We start from the raw sequence: 11,621 nt of genomic DNA on the forward strand, positions 1-11,621 counted from the left end.
AGATTTATAATGAAATTTAAAGATTTAATTAAACAGTCATACGAGGATTTGAAAAACTTAAACGTCAATGTATTCAACGTCATTATGTTAACGTTAATCGTTATAGTATTAAGTAGCGCTTTAACACCGATAGCCGGTATCCCAATTGGATTACTAGGTGGCGCCTATGTCTTAAAACGTCGTGACGAAAAGCAATAAATACAGTAGAACAGTGTGTGCTCAATATTGAGCACACACTGTTTTTTAATGTTTTATACCATCAATTTCTTCAATTCTAATTAAATTATTGATAATTCCTAAATAAAATTGACTTAATTCTTCACCTATACGTTTATAATCTGTTGCATCTAATCCGACAAAATCTAAATGATCCCAACCGTTCATCACTGGTTTGACTTGCCAAATACCTTTATCTGTAGATGGAGAAGTCATCCCTACCGTCTTAGCGGCTTGATTTGTAGGAAATAATGAAGACGACACTGGCACAATACCATCATTTTTCCTTACATTTACATTATCATCTCTACCTATTAACCTACTTGTTAAATCAAATAAGAAAAATTGTCTAATATTAGGATTCTCATTACCTAGTGGTCCTGTATGTGTATCTAGTCCCGTATAAGATGTATAAACAATATTAGGATTAAGTGATGTCATCTGATTTAGTTTCTCAGAACCTTCAGTCGTCAAATCATAGACTGCACTATCTTGAGTCTTCCAAATCTTACTATTTGCAACTCGTTTCACATAATCAATGTAACTTTCATCTGGACGTTGTTTGAATCCCCATTGTGAAAATCCGAGATCAATATGAGAATATTTATTTCCACTTAAACGTCCTATTCTATTAAATACACCTTTTACAAAATCAGTATTCCCAAGTTTATCTGCAGCTGGTGTGCCATTATGTGGTGTCGCTAAAGTTGTGATTGATGAAATCATATTATCTTTCCCACCTGTAAATAATGGAGAAATCTCACCACCATGTGCTTTTTGATAATCTATTTCTTCCTGATTACCATGTCTTAAAAAATGCTCAAGCAGACGTATCGTTTGACCGCCCATACTGTGACCTATTAAGTGAAGCTTTTTACCTGGCTCCCAATCTGGCATAATCCCTTGATAAACTTTACCGTATCTATCATGACCCGTTTTAGCAGCATGTGCTGCACCATAATCTACTTTTCCACCTTTAATATAATGATACAGTTCTACAGCGCGGTCATAGTTACTACTAAAAGCACCGACACTCGCTTCATGCACGTCATAACCTAGCTTCTCTAATCGTTTCTTAACTGGGAATTTTGTACCGCCCCAATAATTAGGATACAAAGCTGGTGCATTGTCACCCACTAATCCTAAAAATCCATGCACTAGTACTACTGGATATTTATTTTTATATTGATTACTTTTGACAGTAGCTTCATCTGTATTTTTAGGTTTAATATTCTGATTTGTAGTTTGCTGTTGTGTTGGGTTAGTAGAAATATTTGTGTTAACTTTTTGACCTGGAGTTGAATGGGATTGGGTCTTTAATGAATGCGGTTTATGTTGTTGGCTGTGTGACTTTACAGAAGTTGTGTTGTCTTTGCTTTTATTGTTACTTTGCTGCTTGGTATCTGTTTGCTCAATTGGCTGGTTATCTAATTTTTCTTTTACATCATTTCGAGATTGTAATTGTTGGTTATCGTTTTGTGGTTTAACATCTAGACGTTGCTTTTGTTGTTTATTATTTGATGAATCAGGGTTTTCTTTTTGGTTTAATTGCGAATTGTTAGATTGTTTATTATCAACCTTCTTGTTTTTATCTTGATACTGATCTTGAATACGCTTATGATTATCTACTTTTTCAATTTTTTCTGGTTCGGTATTAGGTATTTTGTCATCACTAGGTTGCTGTTTGTTATGACTTTGCTGATTATTAATGGAGGGCTCTTTTGAAGAGTGATTAGGCGTCTGATTAGAAGCAGGTTGTTCCTGTTTTTCAACTTGTTCTGCTTGTGTTGATTTTGGCATTTTCTTATTGTCTTCTTTTGAGGATTGTTGCTCATTTTGTTGAGAATAAGACTGCGCGCCGTCTACTTTATTAATATTTTTGTCGATTTCCGATTCTTTTGAAGACACATTAGCTTCTTGATCGGAAGGTTTGGATTGAGTATAAACTGATTCTTGTGATAAGTGGGAGGATTGTTGCTCAGCAGCTTGAACGTCATGTTCTGAAATAAAAAATGTAATACCAGCTACAATTGATACAACACCTATTGTAAATTTTCGAATACTAAACTGTCTTTTCGGATTATTATTTTTCAAAAAAATCACCTCTATAAGTATTCCCCTCACTTATAGATTCAAAAAAATAACTGTTAATTAATTTTATCATATAATCTTTAATTGTTTTTAATCTTTTATTTGTATTTTAGTAAAGTTTTTTATTGATTTTATACTATATAGATTGATAAATTAGATAACTAATGGTTATGTTTGTTATATTGGAAATATCTTTCTAATTTAAGGAGTTCCTTTCATGGATCAATATCAAGAGTTATTCAATAATTCAAGTGGTTTTATCTTTATACTTTTTCTCTTCTATTTAATAGCAAGTTTATTTTTCTTTACCTTAACTGTATTTATTGGATTGAAACCAGTATCATTTAAAGAAAAAATCTTAACAATCGTTATTTTAACTACTGTATTGACCCTTACTTTAACAGGTCTTTCATATGTCATTATTAGTTAATAAAAAGGGGCACCGATATGATGGTGTCCCTTTATTTGAATATTTTAAATGGCATCAATCTTAATAAAATTTTACCATTATGATTATGATTGTCTGTTAGTACTTTTACTATGGATTGTGCGCCTTCATTTACTGAACGCATTAAAAATCCTTTTTGATGATTATTCAAGTCTGTCGTAATACCTCCAGGCATGACACCAAATATTTCAACCGGTATTTTATTTTTCTTAAAATGTCTACCGAATAATTTAATCATCGAATTTAATGGAGATTTAGTTGCAATATAACTAAATGGATGGAAAAAGCTATTAGGATTCAAAGGTATCGTTAAATTTAATATTCTGCCGTGATTTTTAGCTAAAATAGGTGTAAATGTCTTAATCATTTCGAAATTACCAAAGAAATTGACCTCTGCCAGTTCCCTTAATTCATCAAGTTCAACATCCAGTGGTGATGCGTTCATATTGCCTGAAATACCCGCATTATTAATCAATGCTTTCAAATCAGAATGTTGTGTTGCTATATAATCAGCAGCTGCATGTATGGTATCAATATTATTTAAATCAATTTGTATCCATTCAGCTGTTATACCTTTATTTTCGAGTGTCTTAACGGCAGCACGACCTCTTTCTTCATTACGTGCACCTAATAATATCGTCCATCCTTTTTCACCTAGTTGTTTTGCCGTTTCAAAACCAATTCCCTTATTTGCGCCAGTTATTAATACTTTTTGTCTCATATATATACTCCTATTAATCTGTCTTATTGTTAATCCCACTATACAATATTGATACTTTTAAATCACATTATTTCCTTTTATTCATAAAATTTCAATTGTTGATTAAAATAATTAATTGAAATAAATCAATTTATTAGGTTCTCTCATTAGTAATTGCTAAAATGCTAAAAAAGGAGGTAATAATTATGGAAGATAAAAGACTATTTTATAACCAACCTGGTGTTGTTATTAAAATGAAAGCTAAGGAAGGTAGAGGTCAAGAATTGTTCGATTTATGTTTAAAAGCTAAACATTTAGAAGAATTGGGCATCGATGATCCTACTGATTGGGTTTTATGTCGTTCAGATGAAGATAGTGATGTTTTATTAGCCTTTGAATTTTTCAGAAGTGATGAAGCTAAAGACAATCACTACTCTAAACCTAGTACTGAAGACGAAACAAATGAGATTATGGAATTATTAGCAGATATTCCTCAACGTATAGACACACACATTGTATATTCTAGCGAAACTGAAAAATAACTCATTTTAACAATAAAATTTTCTAACTGACATAAAGAAGGTGATTTCTATGGATTTAATATAGAAGTCACCTTTTCTGTCTAATATTCTCTGTTTATAGTAATATCAATAAATTAATCTCATCATTTTTCAGATAAAGTATAAACTATCAATACACTCGATACGTTTGCCCTGTTTGTGCACCTTCTACACTTTTAACAAATGCATTAGCTACTTTATCGGCAGGTACTGCTGTGAAACCTTTAAAGAATTCTCCATACTTATCTAATGCTTCTTCAACTACATTAGGACTAACATTATTAATTCTTAAACCATGTTTTAATTCTACAGCAGCTGAAGTCACAAAACCTGCGATACCGCCATTAGCCATTGCTGCTGAAGATCCTAGTTTTATAGGATCGTCCATCATAATACCTGATGTTAACGTAAAACTGCCATTTTCATTTAAATAATGTTGACCAATTAATACTAAATTGATTTGGCCCAATAACTTACCTTGAATCGCTACATTATTTTCTTCTAAGCTAATCTCAGACAACGCTTTGAATGTAGCGCCGCCTGTTGCACTGACAACTGCATCAATATTATCAATATTTTTATACATTTTTTCGATTTGTTCTGGAGACGTAATATCCAACTGATAGTCACCAGATTGACTTCCTACTTCAATCACTTCATGATGATTTTCTTTTAGTTTTTCTGCTACTTTACTACCAATCGTTCCACTTGCACCAATAACAATAACCTTCATGATATACCTCCAGGAATTTTAAGCGTTTACAAAAAGCCTATCATATACAAAATACAATTAAAGTAAGATGCTCAATTCCGTGAATGATAAAAGTCAGTACATACGCATACACTTAACATTAAATCGGCTACTAACATGTTAAAAAGCCATCAAATGGCTTTAACTAATACCATTTGATGGCCTATATCATTCAAAATTCTATTTTTTTATAACATTTATGATTTAAAATCCAATACCACTGTGCGTAATATTTATATTTGTCACTTTATTATTTTTTTATACTAAATATCACGCCGGGTCCTTGATTTGTTGGTTTATAACTTAATACTGATTTCTCCTTAGCTGACGTTTGATAAGGATCCATTCTTATTAAAGTATTACCATATGATTTTTTTATATCTGAATATGATAAATTATCTTTTACATTAATAGAAACACCAGATGCACTTTTTCCTGACTTTGTTACCCCAGAAAACGTTTGATCATAAATATTCACTTCTCCATTACCTTTTTCTTACCTTTAAAAGTAACGTTATTTGTCTTAACTGCTTCCTTAAATTGAATAGATAATACAAAACTAGTATCATTGCCTGCATAACCATGATAATTATAATATGGTTACGTGGTTGCATGAGCCTAATGATGTAAAGATTCTTCAACTCCAACGCCTAAACCTAAAGTCACCCCAACTGCTAAAGTACCTGTTAACAAACGCTTTGATAAAGTATTCATTATTAACATTACTTTAATAGTTAAATGTCTTTTTAAAGTAATATTACAAAAATGATAATGTATAAGTATTTTTTATTTCATTACCTTATTGTTTAATATTATTTGAACATTATATAAAAATATCCTACTAAAATGGCTATTCCAATAATACTATTATGAATCATATGAACCATCATACTATCTTTGATATTACCTCTACGTGAGTAGGCAAGATAAAACACCATACCCATTGATGTATACATAATAAATGAAATAATATTATTAATACCGTGTTGTGAACCAAAAACGATTGAAGAAATAATGAACGGTAACCAAAATGAGGTCTTTTTAAATAAAGTCTCTTTGAATATACCTCGATATATAAGTTCTTCAAGATATGGTGCAATAAAACTGATGGTAATTACAAAAATGATAAAAGGAAATACTTGTGCAAGTTGGCTTGCATTTGTTGCTTGTTGATTCATATCACCAAACAATAGCTTATCGTTACTTGTTTGAGCAGACCCTGTGACTTTGTATAAAAGGAACAAAAATGCATAGACAATAATACGAAGTAAGACTGCCCACCCTATATTAATACCAATATCTTTCGTCGTAAATTTGTCCGTATGTTCATAAGTATGCCGTCTATAGTACCGTCTAATTAACCAAACCACTACTGATACTACAATGAGATATAAGACGGTGGACATTGTAGCTTTCAAAGTGTCCATTTTAACCGATAAATTTGTAATCGTAAGTATGATAATAATAGGTAATTGCGCTAGAATCATCCAACCTATAAAAATGAGGATATTTAATGCTATATTTCCTTTCGGTAAAACATCGCTTTGATTTTTTGATAAATCTTCATTCTGATTTTCCTTATGTTGTTCATTCATTTCATCATGATTAGTCATATTAAATACCACCTTTTTTCATCATATTATTCATTTAACAATCGGAAAACTTTATACAATAATGGGTGGATAGGCTTAATGAAATCTCCAATTAATTCTTCAATGTGGGTTCCGAATCCTTTTTTAAACTGTTGTACGCCTAAATCATCTGCTGTCTTGCTAAAATCTCCAGTAATACCATAAAAATTATATTTAGGAATCTCATGTTTTATAGCAAACTTAATCATATGCCATTGCAAAGCATACGCACCTTTATATTGATAGTAATGTGGATTTGAACCACTGGATAAATAATAAACTTCATCTTTTGTAGCTATATATAAGGCTGCTGCTAAATCAATTACATGTCCATCTGTTTGAATGATGTCTTGTGTTTCTGTAATTTTCTTTTCGTTACTATTCCATTGCTGTTCTAACTGTTTTAACTTGTTCTTACTCTTTTTAGAATTAGGATGCCCACTTAACTTATCTCTTGTGTTTTCTATATCTTTAGCTATTTCAGATGATTTTTTAATTAATTGATTTTTATAATCATCTAAATTAATATATGAAAGCTTAATCATTGCCTCATTCGGATACATTAACAGTACTTCTTTAAAAAATTGATATGGATTTGCCCTATATTTAAAATGATGTCGTTCTTCAGCCATTTTAAATAATTGATAAAAGCGATCAATTTCTGATATGTCTAACGTTATTGTCTTAACACCCATTTCAATCGCATGTTGAACATGACGCCTGGTTTTATATTCCATATTTTTTAAGACATCTTCTTCTTTTTGTCCTTCCATATCTAGTACAGATAGCCATCTAATTTGACTCTTTTGAGAATAGCCAATCGTTAAACCTTGGTGCTGATAACCTAACTGATGTAATGTATGAATTAATTCTTTATTATTAATCGGTGTCACAATATCTCCTGCAGTATTCCGAACATTTTCTAAAATATACGGATCTATAGAAGCAAATAGTGCTCTTTTTTTTGTAGATATGTTGTTAAGCCTTTAAAGAAGCATTTTACTAATTCAAGATGATTAAAATCTAATATCGGGCCTTTTTGAGAATAAAAATACTTAAAAAATTTTAACGCTCTAGATTCCGTTAATAAACAAGCTGCTATGACATCATTTTCATTATTTTTGACACCAACTAAGTGTGCTTCTTCGCCATTTGTTTTTCTATATTTATATTGATCAATACATTGAGTAAAATGGACCTTATTATTTTGAATAAAATTGTCATATTCTGTCTCTGTTAGTTGCGTAAAATACATAATTTAATCCCCTTATTCACTTTATATAAAATAAACGGCTGATGACCTGTCTCACCAACCGTTTGCGATTACTCAATTTTTCTCAACTTTGCTATAACTAGGCTAGTAAAATTGTAAAAAATGAATTCCATATAAAATTTTTATCTTATCACTTAACTTTTTCCGTTATGGATACCGACTTCAGTAATATAACCATTATTCTCTAAAAAGCGTAATTGTTTTTCATTAAATTGATATAAATATTCATTTCCATGGGCTGTTCCAGATGGCTTATTTAAGGGCTTACCATAAGTTTTCACTAATTCAGCTTTAGAAACTATACCCGGTTTTAATTGGAACCACACACCATCCGCTTTGCCTTTGCTAGGTAAATAAAATTGTTGATCAAATTTTTCAATTGTATCATTATCATTGCCTTTACTATTTTCAGTTATTTTATATCCATTAATAGTTAAATTGTCATTTTTAATGGCATTAATAAAATTTTTATCTAAAATAAAATCACTTTGTGATGATGTATAACCATGATAATTATAATATGGTTGCGTAGCCGCATGAGCTTCATGATGTGAAAGATCCTCAACGCCAACACCCAAAGCCACTCCAACTGCTAAAGTACCTGTTAACAAACGCTTTGATAAAGTATTCATTATTAACACTCCTTTAATAGTTAAATGTCTTTCTAAAGTAATATTACAATATATTACAGAATATTACAAATTATTACAAAATTTATTATTTGCATAATCTTGTTTATTCTAAAGTCGGTTTAAATCTCATTATTATAAACAGAGGAATGACATTTTATTCATAAAAATAAATAGTCATAAAATGAGAGTATTCCGTTTAGTTATTTTTATATAATTACATGTTAAAATTTTAAGACGCTCAAAAATATAATAAGTGTAATGAACCTAATAACCAATCATTATGTGAACGAGAATCATTTTGATATAGGACTATTTCAAAATATTAATAAAACATTGATACATAGACCTATGTTGAAATTAATCAATGAGGTGATATGTGATACATAAATATAAAAGTTTCTATCTTCTTTGTTTAATTATTACTTTTATCATTTTTGCTACTTTGCCAATATTAGTTGGGCATAATCAGCTTTTTACACCTTTTTTGTTATTATTCCAATGGTATTTTTAGGTGTTTTTCTTTTCTCTTCTCAGTAAAAATATCAATAAATATTTTCTTAATTTAAATCGACTAATAATAAATAAAGCAAAACTCTCAATTTATATTTTTTACTTTTGCACATTTTCCAGTGTCTTTTTAGGATAAAAATGCTTAATTACTTTAACATCTTGAGACGTTTTAATTTTACTAACAAGTTTAGGTAAAACAAACCATCCAAGAATAAATGAAAAAAGCCAAAGTCCTAAACAAATAGCATTTCGAATCTGAGTATAAAAAATAATTTGTAATGAGGCTTCTTTTTGAGCTTCAAATTTTTTAGAATCATTTCTATAGTGTCTAGATAATTCATACATATTTCCATTATTTTTAGATGTAATACGAATATATTTGTCCATCGGAGTGTAATCATATTTTTCTTTAATAGATTTAGCGCTACTAAGGAACGATTTAGTCATTCCTTCACTCGTTGGAAAAATTTTATTTAAAGTTTCTATATTCATTGCCCACATTTTTACCCACGGATAAAAACGCACATTTAACACAATTAATATTATAACTATTGGAAATTGAAATATTATAAATAAAACAGTTTGCGAAATAATATAACTCAACTCTAAACCACTACTAAATAAATGATGAATTGGCACTACCAAAAATGTAAAAAAGAAAAGAGAGCCAACAATCATACTCATTGGTTTCATATATGCTTTGTATACTAAACAATCAGCCTTTTCTAGGGTCCCCATTTCATCAAAACTAATTCCATTTATCAATTCTTCACTAGTTACATATTCTTTACCAGTCAATATACATAATAAACGTTTCACTCTTTGACGAGACTTACCAATATTCAAAATCAAATTAATACCTATAGGAAAAATTATGAAAGCGAAAATTAGTGCTATAATACCACCAATTAAATGAGACTTATCTCTATAAACTTCTCCAGATATACTTTCAGAACCAATGATATAAAATAAGAATGAAATAAGGGCGTAAAAAAGTGAAAAACCTATAAAAATAAATTTAAGAATAATAGAAATTATTTTTTTCATACAACTATCTCCTTCAATAAATGGTCGGCATAACGTGAGCTATTATGCCGACCATTAGTCTATATATACTTAGTATGAACTCTTCTTAATAAAAGTCCATATATGAACAATTATAAAAATCTTATCAAATTATTAAAAACTAAATAAATAATAACAAATTAAGTACTAATAAACAATATTTTTAGTTGTAATATTTTTAATTATATAGGTATATAATAATGGAATGTTATATATCTTAGAGTAAAGTAAAATGGTTATTTCAATAGTTATTTTAATACAACATCTATTTACTTTTTGCAATTTCATAGAATTATATTCGAAATAATGTTTAAGTAATTTAAATAAGTTACTTAATGGTTTTGAAATATTTAATGATTACTTACTTAATCTAATAAAAAATAGCAACATACAATATCAAATGAAATATTATTCTTATATTTAAATAATCAATTTAAAAAATCAATTAATTGCAGGATAATAGAAAAAATAATATTAAAGGAGAATAACAATGCTATCAACCATCATATGTTGGATTGTTGTAATTATAATGTTTTATATCTTTTATAGAATGTTAAAAAGTAAAATTAAAAAGATGTTTGGATTAGAAGATACAAATACACTCTCATATCAAGAAGGTCAAAGCTATCAAGAAGCACCATCTATTGATGGTACTGAGGCTGTTGATAAAATGATTATACACGCATTAAAATATCATGAAACATTAGCTTTTGAAGAACAACGTCTGAAAACATCTACAAGGTATGGAGCAATCAATATCTATGACAGAATCAACAGTCTAATTCAAAATTCAAGTCGTATTGCCGACGAATTGAAACGTAATGAGAGTGAATTAGTACCAGGAAATTCAAACTCAAGTATTGAAGGATTTGAAGTGACAATGTCAAATTATGATATCAAAATCAACTTAATAGGCTGGGCAGTAGATATGAGTTTAAGTCATTTACAATCATTATCATCAGTTAATGATTTGATAGGTGAAATTGATAATGGTTTAATTTTAAGTCACGATGCATTTAGAACATATTAGATCAAACCACAAATAAAGTTCAACAGTGTTGAATTACAAATATATGAATATATAATCCCATATTGTACTAAAAAATGATAATTGTGACCTTTTAAACTATAGGATTGTAATATTAATACACTTAAACATTAATATAATAAAATATATAATTGCACCTCAAAAGGTTGACTAACAAATATAGCCTATTTCAGCATTGATATGATTTAAATATGGGATGACCTATGTTTAGAATTTTGTCCAAATGAATTGTATAAAATAATGCAAATAAGTTCTATTATAGAAATTTCAAAAATCTGTTTTAAGGATTGGACAGAAAATAAATTGTATTATAGAAAAATAGCAACCTATTTTATTCTTGTCAATCCTGTTATATTAACTTAGGGGTAGTGACAGTGTGAATTTCATGAGGAAGGTACTTTCAATTTATAACCAAATAAGATGTCTTTCTAAAATGAATATGGAATATACAAAAGTTAAACAAAATAATCATTTACCTTTAAATAGAAGCTGAATAGGAAAATTAAGAACGACTTAGAAATGAAAATGAGATGTTAAAGTCAGATATTGTTTTATCAAAATCTTCAAAACTTGAATCAAGCATACGTAAATATTAAAATTAATTAAACATGTATTATTGTCTATTACTCATAAATGTTTTTGAGTTTATATACTTAATTGGAGAACTTCTGACAAATAAAATTGTATAAATATCTT

At 29.0% G+C, this 11,621-nt stretch carries 11 protein-coding genes and 2 pseudogenes; 4 read left to right on the forward strand and 9 right to left on the reverse strand.

Annotated elements, in window-relative coordinates; genetic code table 11:
• Positions 1 to 9 precede the first annotated feature (9 nt).
• Positions 10 to 198 (forward strand): VraH family peptide resistance protein, encoded by a 189-nt coding sequence (locus AC2D8K_RS11150; RefSeq protein ID WP_002451605.1) that lies wholly within the window; start codon positions 10 to 12, stop codon positions 196 to 198.
• 45 nt (positions 199 to 243) lie between these two features.
• Here the strand turns inward: AC2D8K_RS11150 and lip are convergent, their stop codons facing one another.
• Positions 244 to 2,310, reverse strand: coding sequence for a YSIRK-targeted triacylglycerol lipase (gene lip, locus AC2D8K_RS11155; RefSeq protein ID WP_002451606.1), 2,067 nt, complete (start codon positions 2,308 to 2,310; stop codon positions 244 to 246).
• Between the two features lie 214 nt (positions 2,311 to 2,524).
• On the opposite strand from lip, the gene AC2D8K_RS11160 reads away from it, so the two are divergent.
• Positions 2,525 to 2,737, forward strand: coding sequence for a hypothetical protein (locus AC2D8K_RS11160; protein ID WP_002451607.1), 213 nt, complete (start codon positions 2,525 to 2,527; stop codon positions 2,735 to 2,737).
• A 31-nt stretch (positions 2,738 to 2,768) separates the two neighbouring features.
• Here AC2D8K_RS11160 and AC2D8K_RS11165 read toward each other — a convergent pair whose 3' ends face one another.
• On the reverse strand, positions 2,769 to 3,476 hold the full coding sequence (locus AC2D8K_RS11165) for an SDR family NAD(P)-dependent oxidoreductase (protein ID WP_207024026.1): 708 nt from the start codon (positions 3,474 to 3,476) through the stop codon (positions 2,769 to 2,771).
• Positions 3,477 to 3,661: 185 nt separating this feature from the next.
• Between AC2D8K_RS11165 and AC2D8K_RS11170 the strand changes: the two genes are divergently transcribed.
• Positions 3,662 to 3,997 (forward strand): antibiotic biosynthesis monooxygenase family protein, encoded by a 336-nt coding sequence (locus AC2D8K_RS11170; protein WP_002451609.1) that lies wholly within the window; start codon positions 3,662 to 3,664, stop codon positions 3,995 to 3,997.
• A gap of 148 nt (positions 3,998 to 4,145) precedes the next feature.
• Here the strand turns inward: AC2D8K_RS11170 and AC2D8K_RS11175 are convergent, their stop codons facing one another.
• The 7 genes and pseudogenes from AC2D8K_RS11175 to AC2D8K_RS11205 all read right to left on the reverse strand — a co-directional run bounded on the left by AC2D8K_RS11175 (position 4,146) and on the right by AC2D8K_RS11205 (position 9,859).
• The gene (locus AC2D8K_RS11175; RefSeq protein ID WP_002451610.1) at positions 4,146 to 4,748 is read right to left on the reverse strand and encodes a short chain dehydrogenase; all 603 of its coding nucleotides are present in this window, start codon (positions 4,746 to 4,748) and stop codon (positions 4,146 to 4,148) included.
• A gap of 268 nt (positions 4,749 to 5,016) precedes the next feature.
• A complete protein-coding gene (locus AC2D8K_RS11180) occupies positions 5,017 to 5,244 on the reverse strand; it encodes a hypothetical protein (RefSeq protein WP_002451611.1) in 228 nt (75 codons plus the stop codon).
• Positions 5,241 to 5,354: pseudogene (locus tag AC2D8K_RS11185) on the reverse strand (immunodominant staphylococcal antigen IsaB family protein); the annotation flags it as partial. The pseudogene AC2D8K_RS11185 and the gene AC2D8K_RS11180, both read right to left, overlap by 4 nt.
• A 224-nt stretch (positions 5,355 to 5,578) precedes the next feature.
• Complete coding sequence (locus AC2D8K_RS11190; RefSeq protein WP_002451612.1) at positions 5,579 to 6,379, reverse strand: CPBP family intramembrane glutamic endopeptidase; 801 nt, start codon at positions 6,377 to 6,379, stop codon at positions 5,579 to 5,581.
• 26 nt (positions 6,380 to 6,405) lie between these two features.
• Positions 6,406 to 7,652, reverse strand: a pseudogene (locus tag AC2D8K_RS11195) (aminoacyltransferase).
• Between the two features lie 152 nt (positions 7,653 to 7,804).
• Positions 7,805 to 8,302, reverse strand: coding sequence for an immunodominant staphylococcal antigen IsaB family protein (gene isaB / locus AC2D8K_RS11200; RefSeq protein WP_002451615.1), 498 nt, complete (start codon positions 8,300 to 8,302; stop codon positions 7,805 to 7,807).
• 609 nt (positions 8,303 to 8,911) lie between these two features.
• On the reverse strand, positions 8,912 to 9,859 hold the full coding sequence (locus AC2D8K_RS11205; protein WP_002451617.1) for a hypothetical protein: 948 nt from the start codon (positions 9,857 to 9,859) through the stop codon (positions 8,912 to 8,914).
• A 508-nt stretch (positions 9,860 to 10,367) separates the two neighbouring features.
• Between AC2D8K_RS11205 and AC2D8K_RS11210 the strand changes: the two genes are divergently transcribed.
• On the forward strand, positions 10,368 to 10,907 hold the full coding sequence (locus AC2D8K_RS11210) for a hypothetical protein (protein ID WP_002451618.1): 540 nt from the start codon (positions 10,368 to 10,370) through the stop codon (positions 10,905 to 10,907).
• Positions 10,908 to 11,621: the final 714 nt, after the last annotated feature.

Source organism: Staphylococcus sp. 510 (assembly GCF_057219715.1).

Bases quoted from the DNA above. Each gene is read 5' to 3' on its own strand.
- AC2D8K_RS11175 (WP_002451610.1), bottom strand. From the start codon at position 4,748: ATGAAGGTTATTGTTATTGGTGCAAGTGGAACGATTGGTAGTAAAGTA.
- AC2D8K_RS11205 (WP_002451617.1), bottom strand. From the start codon at position 9,859: ATGAAAAAAATAATTTCTATTATTCTTAAATTTATTTTTATAGGTTTT.
- AC2D8K_RS11170 (WP_002451609.1), top strand. From the start codon at position 3,662: ATGGAAGATAAAAGACTATTTTATAACCAACCTGGTGTTGTTATTAAA.
- AC2D8K_RS11190 (WP_002451612.1), bottom strand. From the start codon at position 6,379: ATGACTAATCATGATGAAATGAATGAACAACATAAGGAAAATCAGAAT.
- AC2D8K_RS11165 (WP_207024026.1), bottom strand. From the start codon at position 3,476: ATGAGACAAAAAGTATTAATAACTGGCGCAAATAAGGGAATTGGTTTT.
- isaB (WP_002451615.1), bottom strand. From the start codon at position 8,302: ATGAATACTTTATCAAAGCGTTTGTTAACAGGTACTTTAGCAGTTGGA.
- AC2D8K_RS11210 (WP_002451618.1), top strand. From the start codon at position 10,368: ATGCTATCAACCATCATATGTTGGATTGTTGTAATTATAATGTTTTAT.
- AC2D8K_RS11150 (WP_002451605.1), top strand. From the start codon at position 10: ATGAAATTTAAAGATTTAATTAAACAGTCATACGAGGATTTGAAAAAC.
- AC2D8K_RS11160 (WP_002451607.1), top strand. From the start codon at position 2,525: ATGGATCAATATCAAGAGTTATTCAATAATTCAAGTGGTTTTATCTTT.